Origin of the sequence: Sphingosinicella xenopeptidilytica, assembly GCF_042676985.1 — a bacterium.
Classification (GTDB): Bacteria; Pseudomonadota; Alphaproteobacteria; order Sphingomonadales; family Sphingomonadaceae; genus Sphingosinicella; species Sphingosinicella xenopeptidilytica.
On the sequence record NZ_JBHTIK010000004.1, the window covers coordinates 104201 to 120001 of the forward strand.

Consider the following 15801-nt stretch of genomic DNA (forward strand, 5'->3'; position numbering starts at 1 on the left):
CCACCTGCTGTCAGGGGCGGCGTTCGAAGGCGGCCGTAATGTGGAGGCTGACCTCGTCGCCAAGCACGGGCAGCGCATAGGTGATGCCGTAGTCGCTGCGCTTGATCGTTGCGCGCGCCTCGAAGCCGACGGTTTCGATCTTGCTCATCGGATTGGGGCCGGTGCCGGTGAAGCGCGCATCAAGCACCACGGGTTTCGTGATGCCCTTTATGGTGAGGTCGCCGGTGATCTTCGCCTTGAGGCCGTCGACGACGACGCCTGTCGACTTGAAGGTGGCGGTCGGGAACTTTGCCGTGTCGAAGAAGTCGGCGGTCTTGAGGTGTGCGTTCAGCTTTTCGCTGGTCGTCGTCACCTTGTCGACGGGAATGGTCAGCGAAACGCTGGCAGCCTCGGGCTTCGCCGGATTCAGCGTCAGCGTGCCCGTGGGATTGCCGAAGATGCCATAATAGACGTTGAAGCCGAGATGGTTGATGCCCCACGCGATCTGCGTGTGGTCTGTATCGACGGTGTAGGTGCCCGCGGCGACCTTCGCGGCGGCCTCGGCGCCCGGCTGGCCCTGGGCGAACGCGGGGGCGGCAAGTCCGATGAGGGCGAGGGCGACAAGCTGGGCTTTCATGGCGGGGCTCCTGAAACGGGAAACGGCGCCCGCAGCCTGTGCCGCGCGCGCCGTTCCTGTCAACCGAAGCTATCGTGACAGGCGTTAGTTCACCGCCTTGTCGACGAGCTTGTTCTTGCCGATCCACGGCATCATCGCGCGCAGGCGGCCACCGACCTCTTCGATCTGGTGCGCGTTCTGGTTCTTGCGCGCAGCCTTGAGCTCGGGGTTGCCGGCGCGGTTGTCGAGGATGAAGTCCTTTACGAAGCGGCCCTGCTGGATGTCGGCGAGCACGCGCTTCATCTCGGCCTTGGTCTCTTCGGTAACGATGCGCGGACCAGTCTTGTAGTCGCCGTATTCGGCGGTGTTCGAGATCGAGTACCGCATGTTGGCGATGCCGCCTTCATACATCAGGTCGACGATCAGCTTCACTTCGTGCAGGCACTCGAAATACGCCATCTCGGGCGCGTAACCGGCTTCCACCAGCGTTTCGAAACCCGCCATGATGAGGCTCGAAAGACCGCCGCAAAGCACGGCCTGCTCGCCGAACAGGTCGGTTTCGCACTCTTCCTTGAACGTCGTCTCGATGATGCCCGAGCGACCGCCGCCGACGGCGGAGGCGTAGGAGAGTGCAACGTCGTGCGCGTTGCCGGTGGCATCCTGCGCTATGGCGATGAGGCAGGGCACGCCGCCGCCGCGCTGGTATTCGCTGCGCACGGTGTGGCCGGGGCCCTTCGGCGCGATCATGAACACGTCGATATCGGCGCGCGGCTCGATGAGGCCGAAGTGGACGTTGAGGCCGTGCGCGAACGCGAGCGCCGCGCCTTCCTTCATGTTCGGCGCGAGGTCGTTCGCATAGATCGCGGCCTGATGTTCGTCGGGCGCCAGCACCATGATGACATCGGCCCACTTGGCGGCCTCGGCATTCGAAAACACCTTGAAGCCGGCGCCTTCGGCCTTTTTCGCGGTGGCCGAGCCTTCGCGCAGCGCCACGGCGACTTCGGCGACGCCGCTGTCGCGCAGGTTCTGTGCATGGGCGTGGCCCTGGCTGCCATAACCGACGATCGCGACCTTCTTGCCCTTGATCAGGCCCACATCGGCGTCGGCATCGTAATAAACGCGCATGATATCAGGACTTTCTCTGTTCGATTGGGAGGGAGTGACGAAAAACTCAGCTCGGGTCCTTGCCGCGCGAGATGGCGACAACGCCGCCGCGCGCGACCTCGACAAGGCCGACTTCGCGCATCAGCGCGATGAACGTGTTGACCTTCTCGGTGGACCCGGTGATCTCGAAGATGAAGCTCTCGATCGTCGCATCGACGACGCGCGCACGATAGATGTCGGCAAGGCGCATGGCTTCGAGGCGCTTGTCGCCGCCACCCACTACCTTGAGCAGCGCCATTTCGCGCTCGACGTGCGGTCCGAGCTCGGTGAGGTCGCTGACCTTGTGAACCGTCACGAGCCGGTCGAGCTGTGCCTCGATCTGGTCGATCACCTCCTGCGAGCCAGAGGTGACGATGGTGATGCGGCTGACATCATGCGATTCCGTGATGTCAGCCACGGTCAGGCTCTCGATGTTGTAGCCGCGCGCGGAGAACAGCCCGACGATCTTCGCAAGAACGCCGGACTCGTTGTCGACGGTGATGGCGAGCGTGTGCCGCCGGATAGGCCCGAGATCGCGCATCAGACGAGCGCCTGCGCGTCTTCGTCGAGTTCGCCCTTCACGTCGGACGGGTTCAGGAGCATTTCCGTGTGTGCGGCGCCCGATGGGATCATGGGGAAGCAGTTCTCCAGCTTTGCGACGCGGCAATCGACGAACACCGGGCCGTCATAGGCGATCATTTCGGCGATGCCGGCGTCGAGCCCGTCGACGTCTTCGATGCGGATGCCCTTCCAGCCGTAGGCCTCGGCGAGCTTCACGAAATCGGGAAGCGCCTCGCTGTAGCTTTCGGCATAGCGGCTTTCATAGGTGAGCTGCTGCCACTGGCGCACCATGCCCATGTATTCGTTGTTGAGAACGAACACCTTCACCGGCAGGCGATACTGCACGGCGGTGGACATCTCCTGAATGTTCATCAGGATCGAGGCTTCGCCGGCGATATCGATGACGAGGGACTTGGGGTTGCCGAGCTGCGCGCCGATCGCGGCGGGAAGGCCGTAGCCCATCGTGCCGAGCCCGCCCGAGGTCAGCCACTTGCGCGGAGATTCGAAGTGGAAGTGCTGCGCGGCCCACATCTGGTGCTGACCGACCTCGGTGGAGATGATCGGCGCCTTGGCCTTCGTCGCCTCGTAAAGGCGCTGAATAGCGTATTGCGGCAGGATTTCCTTGCCGGTCTGCTTGAAGCCGAGGCTTTCCTTCTTCCGCCATTCGTCGATCTTCGCGAACCATGCCTTCTGGTCGACGGCCTTGTGGGCGCGCGCCTTCCAGATCTTCAGCAGGTCTTCGAGCACGTGGCCGACATCGCCGATGATGCCGAGGTCCGCCTTCACGTTCTTGTTGATCGATGAACGATCGATATCGATGTGGATCTTCTTCGAATTCGGCGAGAAGGCGTCAAGGCGCCCGGTCACGCGATCGTCGAAGCGCGCGCCGATGCAGAGCATCAGGTCGCATTCGTTCATCGCCATGTTGGCTTCATAGGTGCCGTGCATCCCGAGCATTCCGAGCCACTGTGGGGAGGCTGCGGGGAAGGCGCCAAGGCCCATCAGCGTCGAGGTGACGGGCGCCCCCGTGACGCGCGCCAGCTCGCGCAGCAACTGCGAGGCGCCGTTGCCCGAATTGATGACGCCGCCGCCCGTGTAGAGGATCGGACGCTCGGCCTTCGCCAGCATCTCGACGGCGGCTTCGATATCCTTCAGCTCGCCCTTCAGCTGCAGCTTGTAGCCGTTGTGCAGCGCCGAGCGCTTGCGATAGCCAGCGCGTGCGACTTGCACGTCTTTCGGGATGTCGATGACGACAGGGCCGGGGCGGCCCGAGGTGGCGATGTGGAACGCCTCGTGGACGATGTCCGCCAGCCGCTCCGGGTCTTTCACCAGATAGTTGTGCTTGGAGCAGTGGCGGGTGATGCCGACCGTGTCGCACTCCTGAAAGGCGTCCGAGCCTATGAGGTGCGTGGCGACCTGCCCGGTGAGCACGACGATCGGGATGGAATCGAGCAGCGCGTCGGTGATGCCGGTGACCGCATTGGTCGCGCCGGGGCCCGAGGTGACGAGCACGACGCCGGGCTTTCCGGTCGAGCGCGCATAGCCCTCTGCAGCATGGACCGCGGCCTGCTCGTGGCGGACGAGAATGTGCTTGATCACCGACTGCTGGAACAGCGCGTCGTAGATCGGCAGCACGGCGCCGCCCGGATAGCCGAAAACGGTATCGACGCCGAGCTCGGTCAGCGCCTGGATGAGATTTTCCGCTCCGGTTTTCTGTTCGTTCACGGCCATGGTTTCCTTGATTCGGCCCGCGCATGTACGAGATTAAAACGTTCAGGGCAACCCCATTGCTTGTAATATTCGTACAAATTGAATTTTAATAACGCATGATAGATGCAAAACTGGCGTCGTGCTTTGAGGCCTCGCCTTCAATCGTCAAGTTCGGCAAGATACGCCGGATGGAAGACGCTACCGTTTCCACCGGGTTCGAGGATAGCCGCGCCGGGACCCGGACCTGGCATTTCGTCGTCGGAGTCTTCGCGCTGCTTGCCGCGCTGATCGGCATTGGCGCGATTTCGTTTGCCGCGTTCCAGCGCGCGGTCGACATCGAACGCACGCGTACCGAAGCTGTGGCCCGAACCAGCGAGGGCTTCGAGAGCCTTGTCGCGGCTGAGCGCGCGATCAACGCGCTCCAGGAGGCCGAGCGCAGCCAGCGCGGTTACATACTGACCGAAAACCCGGTCTTCCTCGAACCCTATGAAGCCGCGATCGCGCGCAGCTCGACCGTGCTCGACGACCTGCAGCGCCGGATCGGCGAGGGTGACGAGCGGCAGACGGCGCGTTTCGTCGTGCTGCGGCGTCTCATCGCGCTGAAGCTCGAAGAGATGGCGCGGTCCGTGGAGATGACCCGCCGGGGCCGTATGGAGGCGGCACGGATCGACGTCGCCTCGGGCTATGGGCGCCGCCTGATGGATGAGATTCAGGCGATGATGAACGAGATCGTTGCCGAGCAGCGCGCTGTGCTCGACCGACGGCAGCAGGAAGTGGTGAAGCGCGACCAGCTCGGCGCGCAGTCGCTCTACCGACTGGCGGCGCTCGGCGTTGCGTTGCTGGTGGCGGCGCTCATCTCGATGATCGCGCTCGCCTACATGGTGTACCGCACCAAGCTGGCGCTGGAGCGCGAGGAGGCGGGGGAAATCCGGCGCAACGTGCTGGAGGCGGCGGTCGCCGCGCGCACGCACGAGCTGACACAGGCGAACGTCGCGCTCCGCGCCGAGATCGCTTCACGCGAGGCCGCGGAAAACCGTTTGAGGCAGGCGCAGCGGATGGAAGCCGTCGGGCAGCTCACGGGCGGGATCGCGCACGACTTCAACAACATGCTCGCGGTGATCATCAGCAGCCTCGACCTTCTGAAACGGCGGATCAGCGCAGACGACGCGCGCGTCGTGAAGCTGATCGACAATGCGCGTGAGGGTGCGAACCGCGCCGCGTCGCTCACCGCGCGGCTGCTCGCTTTCTCACGGCGCCAGTCGCTCAATCCGCAGACCGTTGACGTCAACATACTGATGAAGGGCGTCATCGAGCTGATCGGCCGCACGCTCGGTGAGCGGATCAGCGTGGAAACCAAGTTCGGCGACGACATTCCTCCGGTGTTCGTCGATCCCGGCGAGCTCGAGAACGTTATCATCAACCTCGCCGCCAATGCGCGCGATGCGATGCCCGACGGCGGCGCGCTCAGGATCGAGACGAAGCGCTACGTGCCGGATGACGAGCCGCTATCCGAAGGCGAGGCGGCGAGCGCCTATGCGCTGATCAGCGTGGCCGATACGGGGCAGGGGATGCCGCCGGAAGTTGTCGAGCGCGTCTTCGAGCCCTTTTTTACCACCAAGCCCGTTGGCAAGGGCACCGGCCTCGGCCTCAGCCAGGTGCACGGCTTCGTCCACCAGTCCGGTGGACATATTTCGATCGAATCCACGCCGAGCAAGGGCACGCGCGTCGATATCTATCTGCCGGTGCAGATCATCGGGCGCATCGTTTCGTCCGCGCCGCGCGCGGAAGGGCCACTCGCGGGTGGAAGTTCCGAAGAGACGATCCTTGTGGTGGAAGACGAGGACCAGCTCCGCATGGTGACGGTCGAGAACCTGCGCGAGCTCGGCTACACGGTGCGCCATGCCGCGAACGGCAAGGAAGCGCTCGAAATCCTCGACGAGCATCCGGGTATCCATCTGCTCTTCACCGATATCGTGATGCCGGGCATGTACGGCGACGAACTGGCACGCGAGGCGCTGTCGCGCTGGCCGGATCTCGGCCTTCTCTACACCAGCGGTTTCGCTCGCACGGGCGTCGATGGCGAGCCCCTCGATCCGCCTGCCGAGACCGTGCGCAAGCCCTATACGATGGAGGGGCTCGCGCAGAAGGTACGCGAAAGCCTCGATCAGACCTCTAAGGCCGAAGCCGGGGCCAGTCCGGCGTCTGGTTCCTGAACCACGTGCGCTGGCGCTTGGCGTAGCGTCGCGTATCGAGCTTCGCGCGCAGGATCGCGGCCTCCAGCGTGGATTCGCCCCTGAGATGCGCGACGAGTGGCGGGACGCCGATCGCCTTCATCACCGGGAGCGCCGGGTCTAGGTTCATGGCAAGGAGGCGCGCCGCTTCATCGAGGCCGCCATCCGTCAGCATCGTATCGAAGCGCGTATCGCAGCGGCGCCCGAGTTCGTCACGGTCGATTTCGACGACGGCGGGCTCCAGGGCCACCACGCCGAGCAATCCGCCCGAGAGCTGCGCTTGATGATCGCCGAGCGAGATGCCGGTGCTGCGCATCACCTCCAGCGCGCGTGCCATGCGCTGAGTATCGTTGGGGTGGAGGCGCGCGGCCATGGCCGGGTCTTCGCGGGCAAGCGTCTGTGCGAGCGCGGCGGTATCGAGCGCGCGGACTGCGGTGCGGACGTCCGGATCGATCTCCGGCACCGGGGCGATTCCGTGCAGCAGCGTGCGGAGATAAAGGCCTGTGCCGCCGACAAGGATCGGCAGCAGGCCCTGTTCATGCGCACGCGCGATCTCGCGCCGTGCGAGGCCTGCCCACCCGGCGGCGCCAAGCGGAGATTCGGCATCGAGAAAGCCATAAAGCCGGTGCGGCGCGCGCGCGGTCTCAGCGGACGAGGGGCGGGCGGAAAGCACGCTCAAATCGCGGTAGCACTGGCTCGCATCCGCATTGATGATGACACCGCGCCGCGTTTCCGCCATGCGCAGCGCGAACGCCGACTTGCCGCTGGCAGTCGGCCCTGCAATGACCGCCAGCGGCGGCGAGGAAGGCGAGGCCATGAAGCTTGTTACAATCGTGGGATCGGAGCGTCTATCCGCAGGCGACGTAAGCGCGGCACGCGATGCCGCTGCCTCTGCCGGGATGGATGCCGGCGCTGCGAGCTGGACGGAAGCTGAGGCTGTTGCCGAGTTCTCGGGAGCCGGTCCCGCCGCGGCTGTGCGCGACGCCGTGGAGGTCGCGGTTCCGCACGCCGACGTCATCGTTCAGGCAGCAGCGGAGCGCAGGCGGCGGCTTTTCATCGCCGACATGGATTCGACGATGATCACGGTCGAATGCATCGACGAGCTTGCCGATTACGCAGGCCTCAAGGCCGAGATCAGTGCCGTTACCGAGGCGGCGATGCGCGGCGAGATCGATTTCATCGGCGCGCTCGAAGGCCGCGTTGCGCTGCTTGCCCAGCTTCCTGTTGCTGCCATAGACGACTGCCTGCGCGACCGCGTGCGCCTGTCGCCGGGCGCGCAGACGTTGGTGCGCACGCTGCGGCGGCACGGTGTTTACACACTGCTCGTCTCCGGCGGCTTCACGCGCTTTACCGGCCCGGTCGCGGAGATGATCGGCTTCGACGAGGCGCGCGCCAATGTTCTTGAAACCTACGGCGACGTACTCACCGGCAAGGTCGTTCCGCCCATCGTGGACGCGAACGCCAAGCGCGAGGCGCTGACCGGCGCGGCACACGAGAGGGGCATCGCGCTTGCCGAGACGATCGCGATCGGCGACGGCGCCAACGACCTGCTGATGGTGGAGACGGCGGGCCTCGGCGTTGCCTATCACGCCAAGCCGAAGCTTGCCGATGCGGCGGACATGCGGATTCGTCGCGGCGATCTCACCGTGCTGCTGCACGCGCTTGGCATTCCCCGCGCCGACTGGATTTCGGCTTAGAGCCTGTCCTGTTGATTTTGAGGCATCGTGATTGCGTTTCCGTGTTCGTCCGGCAAGGAGCGTGGTGCGGCGCGTAGCAGAGCTACGCGCAAACCGCGCGACGCCGTCCGGCGGGCGCGGTAACGCAACCGCGAAGCGGCGGGCGGAAATGGGCGCATGGGGGCGTCGCTCGTCGGTCACGATGCTTCTGCATCGCTCCCTCCTCGCTCCTACCCATGCACCCTTTTCCGCTCCGTCACGACGCCTCAAAATGAACAGGACAGGCTCTAGCGCCTCGCGCGGTCCCGCCGCGTCGCGATCAGGATACGGGCGCCGATCGCGCCCTCGCGGATGAGTTCGATGCGGTTCAGCCAGCGCTCGCCTTCGGCCAGGAGCTGCGGGATCAGGGCTTGCCCTGCGGCCGTGCGGTGCATCGCCCGAATTCGGTCGATCGCGCCGCCCCAGCTGTATTCGACCTCGGCGGCATAGTCCGCGGAAATATCGCTGACCGCGACGACGGAGAGCCGCGCATCCTCCACCAATCGAGAAAGCGTCTCCACGGAGCGCAGGCGCGGCCGCACGGGTTCCGTATCCGCCCATTCGCGGTAGCGCGGCGATGTCGTCTGGCGTTCGTCGGTGAGCACGAGGCTGCGCACCGCCACCTGCCCGCCGGGCACGAGCGTTTCGCACTGGCTGCGCAGCAGCGTCGTCAGGGGTTCGCCGCGTTCGGCGACGCCATCGACGAGGATGAAATCCGCGTCCGAAAGCAGGGCGCTGTCGGCAGCGCGGAGCAGCCTCACGCGTCCATCCGAAGCGTCGGCGAGCGGCTTCTGCGTTTCGGCGGCGAGCACCGTGCAGCCGATCGCCGACTGGAGTTCGCTCGCCACGCCGCCGAGTTCCGCACCGAGATGTAGAATGCGGCTGCGTTGCCCCAGCCCGGCGCGCGCGGACAGCGCCCTCAATTGGGATGTGCCGCGCGGCGTCAGTGAGCCGTTACCCCACACGATCTGTGCGGCAGCCAGCCGTTCGGGCGTCCAGTTCGTGGGTTCGGACGGCTGCGATGGAACCGCCTGCGCACGGGCCAGTGGCGACGGGCGCGGTGACAGTTGCTGGGAGGGCGCTGCATCCTCGTTGGCGACACGGGCGGCGAGGCGGCGTTTCAGCTCGGCAAGGTCATAGCCTTCCCACCATGCGCGCAGGCGCTGCCGCAAGGGTCCGCGCATCGGGATGCTGTCAGGCATTCAGGGCGTGATCGGCGGCCGACGTCATACCGGCGCAGAGCGAGGCAAGCGCGAAGGTCGCCGCATCCTCGCCCACGAGGAAGCGCACCGCCGCGCCATCGCGGCCGACGCGGACGACCCGCGCGCGAATCGCCCCAGCAAGCGGATGGGAGAGTACGACCGGCTCATCGATTTGGAGCGCGTGATCGGTTTCGATGAAGGCGCCGGCTGCTGAGACATCGCGAAGCGCGGCGCTGACGTCCACGCCCGCGGCGTGGAGCGTGCAGAATCTGCCGCTGCGGATCGCAGCGTGCCGTCGTGGGAATTCGCTGATGTTGTTGCCGATCATTCGCCGTCTGTCCCGCACCAAAGCAACTCTCGGGACATACGCGTCCCGCGGGTATCCAGAGCTAGCGCAAAGCCGTCGATGAAAGGTTAATTGGTGTGGACCGCGAAGCACGGCCTGCCGCTGTCGCGCAGGCGCTGGCAAATGGCGTTGGCATCGCCGGCGTTCGCGAAGCGGCCAGCCTGCAGGCGGACCATGTTGCCGCTCGGCGCGTAAGCCGGTTCAAGGCCTGATACGATCGCCGGATATTCGCGGCGCAGCGCAGTCCACGCCTCGCGGGCACGGGCTTCCTGGGAGAACGCGCCGAGCTGGATGCGCCATTCGCCGCCTGCGGGGTTTGCGGCCGCTGGAGCGGCGGCACGGGGCGCTGGGATTTCAGTGTTGGCGACAATCGTGCGGCCGGGTGCGGCGGCAGGGCGGGGGCTTATCACCGCGGGCGTCTGCGCGGGCTTTTGCGTTGCTGCCGGCGTCTTCTCTGCTGCGATGGTGTTGGCGAGCTTGCGCGGGGCAGGCGCGGGCACGGGCTTGCCGCTTGATGCAAGCTTGTCACCCGTCGTCATCGCCTCGACCATCTCGCTGCCGGCTGCCCGGTCGGCAGGCGACAGGCTTGCCGTCATGGTGGCAAGTGCGCGCCCGGCTTGCGGGAGGCCCGCGTTGTTCGCCTGTGTCATGTAAGCATAGGCGAGCGGCCAGTTCTTCGGCAGTGTGTCGCCGTTGAAATGGAGTACGCCGAGCATGTATTGCGCGCGGGCATCACGCTTCGCCGCCGCCTTCTGCCAGAGTTCCGCCGCCTGCGCCTTCTCGCCGCGCTGGGCGAGCAGGATGCCAAGATTGGACTGGGCGGGCGCGTGGCCCTTGTCGGCGGCGCGGCGATAGAAGTCTTCCGCTTTCGCCTTGTCGAGCGGAACGCCGCGGCCGAGCTTATAGGCCTGCCCCATGTTGAAGAGCGCGTCGGGGTCGCCTTTGGCGGCGAACGGCATCCATTCGGTGACCGCGCCCTTGTAGTCGCTTGCCTGCCATTTGACGACGCCTTCCTTGACGCCGCCAAGTGCCGGAACCGAAACGAAAAGGGCAAGAAACGCAGTCGCGGTGATGAGGCCGTGTCGCATGGTGGCGTTCTCTAGAGCAGTCTTTCCGGCAAGGGAATCCCCGACAGCGGTTACGATGCCGTATGCGGAAACTCCCCGCCGCATTTTTCGCACGCAATCATCGGAGAGTTTTCAAGAAATAACCCCAAGGCTTTACCGAAAATTAGCTTTGTGCGTGCGATCCATGCCCCTGCAATTCGCAGAGTCTATGGGGAAAAGCCAATGCGCGTTCTCGCGTTAGCTTCACAAAAGGGCGGTTCGGGCAAGACCACGCTCAGCGGCCATCTCGCTGTTCAGGCGCAGAGGGCCGGCGCGGGGCCCGTCGTTCTCATCGATATCGATCCCCAGGGCTCGCTTGCCGACTGGTGGAACGAGCGTGAGGCCGAAATGCCCGCATTCGCGCAGACGACCGTCGCGCGTCTCGTCACCGATCTTGAAATGCTGCGGCAGAAGGGCTTCAAGCTCGCCGTGATCGATACGCCGCCGGCGATCACCGTCGCCATCCAGAGCGTACTTTCGGTCGCTGAACTCGTCGTCATCCCGACCCGCCCAAGCCCGCACGACCTGCGCGCCGCAGGTGCCACGGTGGAGCTGTGCGAGCGTGCCGGCAAGCCGCTGATCTTCGTCGTGAACGCGGCGACGCCGCGCGCCAAGATCACCTACGAGGCCGCCGTCGCGCTTTCGCAGCACGGCACGGTCGCGCCGGTGACACTGCATCATCGCACCGATTTCGCGGCATCGATGATCGACGGCCGCACGGTCATGGAAATCGAGCCTGACGGCAAGTCCGCGCAGGAAATCGAAGAGCTGTGGACGTACATCGCGGACCGCCTTGAGAAGAATTTCCGCCGGACGGTGTTCAACGCACCGGGCCAGCACGTGCCGACTCCTGCCGCGCGGGCCGCCGGCGGGTTCGGTCGGAAAGCTGCAAGCTAACAATAAGATGCAAGGGGCCGTTCCGGGGAAAGGTAAGTTATGAACGAGGCCAACTATGCTTCTTTGACCGCCGGTCTACTCGCGCGGAAAGGACAAGCGCGTCCGGCGATGCGTCCGCAAGGCTACGGCTTTGCGTCTGACGACGATCTCGGTTGGAACGACATGGGCGGCACCGACATGCTGACCGCCGAACAGCGCGCCGCGCTGATGCCGGCACAGCCGATGCATTTCCAGCCGCGTCCGGCGGCGGATTTCGATCCGTCCGTGCCGTCTCCGGTTGCCGCGCAGCAGCAGGCGATCGCGGACGAGTTCGCAGCCGCAGCGGCTGCGATTGTTGCCGCGCCGGAACCGGAAATGACTGAGCTTCCCGAGGTTCCCGTGTCTGCGCCGATCGCAGCGCCGATCCCGACAATCAACGTGGCGCCCGCGCAGCCCGTGCATCGCCCGCGGGCGATCGCAGGCTCCAAGGCGAAGGCCGCGTTCACGCTGCGCCTCGATCCGGAGCGCCACATGAAGCTGCGCCTCGCGTGCGTCTATGCGCACCAGTCCGCGCAGCAGCTCGTGACCGCGGCGCTCGACGAATATCTGTCCACGCATTTTCCGGACGCGTTGAAAGACGTGAGGAAGACCGCCGCCAACTAGGCGCGAACGACGGGGTGAAGGGGCCAAGACCATGCAGACTCAGCGCAATACGGTGCTCAAGCTGGCCGCGAGCGCATTCACGCTCGGGGTCTCTCTGACGGCGTGCCAATCCTCGAACAGCCCGGTGGCGCACGTGAATACGGCGATCGGCTCCGTCGATGCGCCGCAGCCTTCGGTCGTCCTCATCAAGCAGGCGGAAGCCGCGCGGCTGGCCGGTAATCCCGTCGCTGCGATCAGCTTCGCCGAGCTTGCCGTTACGGCCGATCCGCAGAACGCCGACGCGCGCTTCACGCTTGCCAAGGCCTACACGGCGGCCGGTCGCTACCAGTCGGCTGCGGAAGCCTATGGCGACCTTTCGGCGATGAACCCTGCGGACGCGAACGTCCGCTTCCGTGCTGCGCTTTCGTCGCTTGCGGCGGGCAACCGCTACACGGCGCTGTCGTCGCTCGATGCGCTTGCCGCCGAGCCTTCACTTGCCGCCGACGTTGGCCTCGCACTCGCGCTTTCGGGTGAGACGCGCAAGGCGATCAGCCTGCTCGAAACGTCCGTTCGCGCGGGCAATTCGACCCCGCGCCTTCGCCAGAATCTCGCGCTTGCACAGGCTCTTGCCGGTGAATGGGCTGCGGCGCGCACGACCGCCTCGATGGACCTCGCCCCCGATGCGGTCGATGCCCGCGTTGCGGAATGGGCTGCAATTGCTTCCAACACCGACAGCTCGTGGCGCACAGCCTCCGTGCTTGGCGTGGAGATGGCCGCGAATGACGCTGGCCGCCCGGTGGCGCTCGCCTGGGCGCAGCCGCGGGCGGACGTCGTGGTGGCGGCCGTTGAAGCCCCTGTCGTGGAAAGCGCGCCGGAGCCTGTGGCTGTTGCCGTTGTCGCTGAACCCGCGGCGGTCATTGCTGAGGCCGCGCCGATCGTTCGTGCCGAGCCTGTCGCCATTGCGCGGGCCGAGGTGCCGGTCGCGGCCGAGCCTGCGCAGCCGATCGTGAAGATCCGGGCGGTGCAGCCCGGGTTTGAGGCGCCGAAGCCTGTTTCCGCCGTGAAGCGGGAGATTCGTGCGCTGCAGAAGCCGACGCATGGCGCCTGGGTCGTCCAGCTCGGTTCCTATGCGAAGCCCGAGTTTCTGAACGCGGGCTGGAAGACACTGATCCGCAAGAACAGCGCGCTTGGCGAATTCGAGCCGATCCGGAGCCAGATCGCGGTGAAGGGCGCCACATATCACCGTCTCGCTATCGGCTCGTTCGCGAACGTCAACGAAGCGGTCGACCTCTGCCGCGACCTCAAGGCCGGGGGCTATAGCTGCTTCGTCCGCAAGGGTGCGGGCGCGCCGGAAGCCACCTCTTCCAAGAAGGCCTGATCAGCCGGCGAAAGCGATTTCGCCGCCTTTCACGGTCCATTTGACGCGACCCTGAACGGGAAGCCCGTCGAACGGTGTATTGTCTCCTGCCGAGACGAACTTCGACGCCGCGATGCGCCACGGCGCGCCGGGATCGAACAGCACGATGTCGGCCGGCGCCCCTTCACCGAGATTTCCGCCCGGAACCCCGAAGATCGCCGCCGGTGTCGCGCTCATCATCGCGATGAGGCGTGAGAGGGGAACGCCCGCGTTTTCGCCCGCCGAAATCGCCAGCGCGAGCAGCGTCTCCGCGCCCGACATGCCGGGCGTCGCGTGTGCGAACGGCAGTCGCTTCTCGTCCTGCCCGCGCGGATCGTGCGCCGAGGTGAGGCAATCGATCGTGCCGTCCGCAAGACCGCCAAGCAGCGCGCGGCGATCATCCTCGCTTCGAAGCGGCGGGGAGAGGCGCGTGAAGGTGCGGTAGCCGGTGACGGCCTCGTCGTTCAGCAGCAGATAGGCTGGTGCCGTGCCGCAGGTGATGCGTGCGCCGCGCGACCGTGCGGCGCGGATCACATCCAGCCCCTCAGCTGTCGTCACCTGATGGATGTGAAGCCGCGCGCCCGCTGCTTCGGCGAGGCGCACGTCGCGTGCGATGGCGACGGCTTCGGCGATGGCGGGGGCTGAGGCGAGGCCCAGCCGTGTCGCGGTTTCGCCCGTGGTCGCTTCTGCGCCTTCGGTGAGCGCGGCGTCTTCGGCATGGACGACGGTGACGAGATCGAACGCGGCCGCATATTGCAGCAGCCGGTACATGACTGCTGCGGAGGCGATCTGACGGCGTCCGGTTGCGATGGCGACGGCGCCTGCCGCCTTCATCAGCGCGACTTCGGCAAGCTCGGTGCCCGCGAGACCGCGCGTGGCGGCGGCGAGCGGATGCACCCACACGTGCGGCTTGCCGATGCGCTGGGCGCGTTCGGCAAGCGCGGGGTCGTCGATCACCGGCGACTGATCAGGCATCAACAGCGTGCGCGTGATGCCGCCCGCAAGGAACGCGGCCGGTTCCGATTTGAACACGCCCGCGTCGACAAGGCCCGGCGCGGCGACGAGACCCCCAGCGTCGATCCGCAGCGCATCGGATGGAATCTCGGGCCTGCCGATGGCGGCAATCGTGCGGTCGGCGATGAGGATGTCCGCCGTGGTATCGATCCCGCGCGCGGGATCGATGATGCGCGCGTCTGTGATGGCGAGCGGCTTCATACCCGTGCCTCCCAATCAGCCACGCCGCGCCGGGCGCGGGTCAGCACGTCGAGGCAGGCCATGCGGACGGCGACGCCCATCTCGACCTGCTCGGTGATCGCGGAGCGCGCGATGTCGTCCGCGACCTGCGATTCGATCTCGACGCCGCGGTTCATCGGGCCGGGGTGCATGACGAGTACGTTGTCGCCCGCGGTCGCGAGGCGCTTCGCGGTGAGGCCGTAGAAATGGAAATACTCGCGTTCGGAGGGGAGATAGGCCCCCGCCATGCGCTCGCGCTGCAGGCGGAGCATCATGATGACGTCTGCGCCTTCGAGGCCCGCGTCCATATCGGTGAAGGCAGTGACGCCGAAACGCTCGATCCCGGCGGGCATCAGCGTGGGCGGCGCGACCGCGCGCACCTCGGCGCCGAGCGCAGCGAGAAGGTGGAAGTTCGAGCGTGCGACGCGGCTGTGCAGGATATCGCCGCAGATCGCGACCTTGAGGCCTTCGATGCGGCCCTTGCGGCGGCGGATGGTGAGCGCGTCGAGCAGCGCCTGTGTCGGGTGCTCGTGGCGGCCGTCGCCCGCGTTGAGCACGGGGCAATCGACCTTGGAGGCGATGAGCGCGACCGCGCCCGAGGCATCGTGACGGATGACGATCACGTCGGGGTGCATGGCGTTCAGCGTCAGCGCCGTGTCGAGCAGCGTTTCGCCCTTCTTCATCGAAGAGGACTGGACGGACATGTTGACGACGTCCGCGCCGAGGCGCTTGCCCGCGATCTCGAACGACAGCAGCGTGCGTGTCGAGTTTTCGAAGAAGGCGTTGATCTGGGTGAGGCTCGCCAGCCGTTCGTCGCGCTTGTGCGCGCTGCGGCTGAGTTCGACCCAGTGTTCGGCCTCGCTCAAAAGGAAGCCGATTTCCCAAGGCTTCAGGCCTTCGATTCCAAGCAGATGTGCGTGCGGGAAGGGATGCACGCCCGGCGGCACGGCCGGTAGCGGAGCGGGTTCTGGTGTCGATGTCATTAAAGCCGAGCCTTTAGACGCACGCGCCCGGACGGGCAAGGGGCGAAACGGGAGAGGAGGGC

15 protein-coding genes are annotated in these 15801 nt (G+C 66.1%); 5 read left to right on the forward strand and 10 right to left on the reverse strand.

The annotated features are described in order from the left end of the window. Positions 1–10: 10 nt before the first annotated feature. From ACFQ00_RS06975 to ACFQ00_RS06990, 4 genes are all read right to left on the reverse strand, one after another. A complete protein-coding gene (locus tag ACFQ00_RS06975) occupies positions 11–616 on the reverse strand; it encodes a YceI family protein (RefSeq protein ID WP_381488198.1) in 606 nt (201 codons plus the stop codon). A gap of 84 nt (positions 617–700) precedes the next feature. Then, entirely contained in the window at positions 701–1720 is a 1020-nt protein-coding gene (ilvC, locus tag ACFQ00_RS06980) for a ketol-acid reductoisomerase (RefSeq protein ID WP_374598996.1), read from the reverse strand. A 46-nt stretch (positions 1721–1766) separates the two neighbouring features. Next, positions 1767–2279, reverse strand: a complete 513-nt coding sequence (gene ilvN, locus ACFQ00_RS06985) for an acetolactate synthase small subunit (RefSeq protein ID WP_381488202.1) — start codon at positions 2277–2279, stop codon at positions 1767–1769. After that, a complete protein-coding gene (locus ACFQ00_RS06990) occupies positions 2279–4030 on the reverse strand; it encodes an acetolactate synthase 3 large subunit (RefSeq protein WP_381488205.1) in 1752 nt (583 codons plus the stop codon). Before ACFQ00_RS06990 ends, ilvN begins: the two co-directional genes overlap by 1 nt. Positions 4031–4197: 167 nt before the next feature. On the opposite strand from ACFQ00_RS06990, the gene ACFQ00_RS06995 reads away from it, so the two are divergent. Continuing rightward, a complete protein-coding gene (locus ACFQ00_RS06995; protein ID WP_381488207.1) occupies positions 4198–6222 on the forward strand; it encodes a hybrid sensor histidine kinase/response regulator in 2025 nt (674 codons plus the stop codon). Here ACFQ00_RS06995 and miaA read toward each other — a convergent pair. Continuing rightward, entirely contained in the window at positions 6182–7057 is an 876-nt protein-coding gene (miaA, locus tag ACFQ00_RS07000; RefSeq protein WP_381488209.1) for a tRNA (adenosine(37)-N6)-dimethylallyltransferase MiaA, read from the reverse strand. The two genes, ACFQ00_RS06995 and miaA, sit on opposite strands and share 41 nt — an antisense overlap. Here miaA and serB point away from each other — a divergent pair. Further along, on the forward strand, positions 7056–7937 hold the full coding sequence (serB, locus tag ACFQ00_RS07005; protein WP_381488213.1) for a phosphoserine phosphatase SerB: 882 nt from the start codon (positions 7056–7058) through the stop codon (positions 7935–7937). The two genes, miaA and serB, sit on opposite strands and share 2 nt — an antisense overlap. A 266-nt stretch (positions 7938–8203) precedes the next feature. Here the strand turns inward: serB and ACFQ00_RS07010 are convergent, their stop codons facing one another. The 3 genes from ACFQ00_RS07010 to ACFQ00_RS07020 form a co-directional block, all read right to left on the reverse strand. Further along, complete coding sequence (locus tag ACFQ00_RS07010) at positions 8204–9157, reverse strand: hypothetical protein (protein ID WP_381488216.1); 954 nt, start codon at positions 9155–9157, stop codon at positions 8204–8206. Further along, positions 9150–9485, reverse strand: coding sequence for a PilZ domain-containing protein (locus ACFQ00_RS07015; protein ID WP_381488219.1), 336 nt, complete (start codon positions 9483–9485; stop codon positions 9150–9152). The genes ACFQ00_RS07010 and ACFQ00_RS07015 overlap by 8 nt, the downstream gene beginning before the upstream one ends. 86 nt (positions 9486–9571) lie before the next feature. Further along, a complete protein-coding gene (locus tag ACFQ00_RS07020; protein WP_381488222.1) occupies positions 9572–10591 on the reverse strand; it encodes an SPOR domain-containing protein in 1020 nt (339 codons plus the stop codon). A 201-nt stretch (positions 10592–10792) separates the two neighbouring features. Here ACFQ00_RS07020 and ACFQ00_RS07025 point away from each other — a divergent pair, with 201 nt between their 5' ends. From ACFQ00_RS07025 to ACFQ00_RS07035, 3 genes are all read left to right on the forward strand, one after another. Continuing rightward, positions 10793–11506: an AAA family ATPase gene (locus ACFQ00_RS07025; RefSeq protein ID WP_381488224.1), complete on the forward strand. Its 714-nt coding sequence runs from the start codon at positions 10793–10795 to the stop codon at positions 11504–11506. A 108-nt stretch (positions 11507–11614) separates the two neighbouring features. Beyond that, positions 11615–12148, forward strand: coding sequence for a hypothetical protein (locus tag ACFQ00_RS07030; protein ID WP_381488227.1), 534 nt, complete (start codon positions 11615–11617; stop codon positions 12146–12148). Between the two features lie 31 nt (positions 12149–12179). Then, positions 12180–13505: an SPOR domain-containing protein gene (locus ACFQ00_RS07035; RefSeq protein WP_381488229.1), complete on the forward strand. Its 1326-nt coding sequence runs from the start codon at positions 12180–12182 to the stop codon at positions 13503–13505. Here the strand turns inward: ACFQ00_RS07035 and ACFQ00_RS07040 are convergent, their stop codons facing one another. Both ACFQ00_RS07040 and ACFQ00_RS07045 read right to left on the reverse strand, forming a co-directional pair. Further along, complete coding sequence (locus ACFQ00_RS07040) at positions 13506–14738, reverse strand: dihydroorotase (protein ID WP_381488232.1); 1233 nt, start codon at positions 14736–14738, stop codon at positions 13506–13508. It abuts the gene before it with no gap. Continuing rightward, complete coding sequence (locus ACFQ00_RS07045; RefSeq protein ID WP_381488235.1) at positions 14735–15739, reverse strand: aspartate carbamoyltransferase catalytic subunit; 1005 nt, start codon at positions 15737–15739, stop codon at positions 14735–14737. Before ACFQ00_RS07045 ends, ACFQ00_RS07040 begins: the two co-directional genes overlap by 4 nt. Positions 15740–15801: the final 62 nt, after the last annotated feature.

What these genes read in the sequence shown, in the direction of transcription:
- ACFQ00_RS06975 (WP_381488198.1), bottom strand. Translation starts at nt 616, where the DNA reads ATGAAAGCCCAGCTTGTCGCCCTCGCCCTCATCGGACTTGCCGCCCCC.
- serB (WP_381488213.1), top strand. Translation starts at nt 7,056, where the DNA reads ATGAAGCTTGTTACAATCGTGGGATCGGAGCGTCTATCCGCAGGCGAC.
- ACFQ00_RS06995 (WP_381488207.1), top strand. Translation starts at nt 4,198, where the DNA reads ATGGAAGACGCTACCGTTTCCACCGGGTTCGAGGATAGCCGCGCCGGG.
- ACFQ00_RS06990 (WP_381488205.1), bottom strand. Translation starts at nt 4,030, where the DNA reads ATGGCCGTGAACGAACAGAAAACCGGAGCGGAAAATCTCATCCAGGCG.
- ACFQ00_RS07025 (WP_381488224.1), top strand. Translation starts at nt 10,793, where the DNA reads ATGCGCGTTCTCGCGTTAGCTTCACAAAAGGGCGGTTCGGGCAAGACC.
- miaA (WP_381488209.1), bottom strand. Translation starts at nt 7,057, where the DNA reads ATGGCCTCGCCTTCCTCGCCGCCGCTGGCGGTCATTGCAGGGCCGACT.
- ilvN (WP_381488202.1), bottom strand. Translation starts at nt 2,279, where the DNA reads ATGCGCGATCTCGGGCCTATCCGGCGGCACACGCTCGCCATCACCGTC.
- ACFQ00_RS07040 (WP_381488232.1), bottom strand. Translation starts at nt 14,738, where the DNA reads ATGAAGCCGCTCGCCATCACAGACGCGCGCATCATCGATCCCGCGCGC.
- ilvC (WP_374598996.1), bottom strand. Translation starts at nt 1,720, where the DNA reads ATGCGCGTTTATTACGATGCCGACGCCGATGTGGGCCTGATCAAGGGC.
- ACFQ00_RS07030 (WP_381488227.1), top strand. Translation starts at nt 11,615, where the DNA reads ATGCGTCCGCAAGGCTACGGCTTTGCGTCTGACGACGATCTCGGTTGG.
- ACFQ00_RS07015 (WP_381488219.1), bottom strand. Translation starts at nt 9,485, where the DNA reads ATGATCGGCAACAACATCAGCGAATTCCCACGACGGCACGCTGCGATC.
- ACFQ00_RS07010 (WP_381488216.1), bottom strand. Translation starts at nt 9,157, where the DNA reads ATGCCTGACAGCATCCCGATGCGCGGACCCTTGCGGCAGCGCCTGCGC.
- ACFQ00_RS07045 (WP_381488235.1), bottom strand. Translation starts at nt 15,739, where the DNA reads ATGACATCGACACCAGAACCCGCTCCGCTACCGGCCGTGCCGCCGGGC.
- ACFQ00_RS07035 (WP_381488229.1), top strand. Translation starts at nt 12,180, where the DNA reads ATGCAGACTCAGCGCAATACGGTGCTCAAGCTGGCCGCGAGCGCATTC.
- ACFQ00_RS07020 (WP_381488222.1), bottom strand. Translation starts at nt 10,591, where the DNA reads ATGCGACACGGCCTCATCACCGCGACTGCGTTTCTTGCCCTTTTCGTT.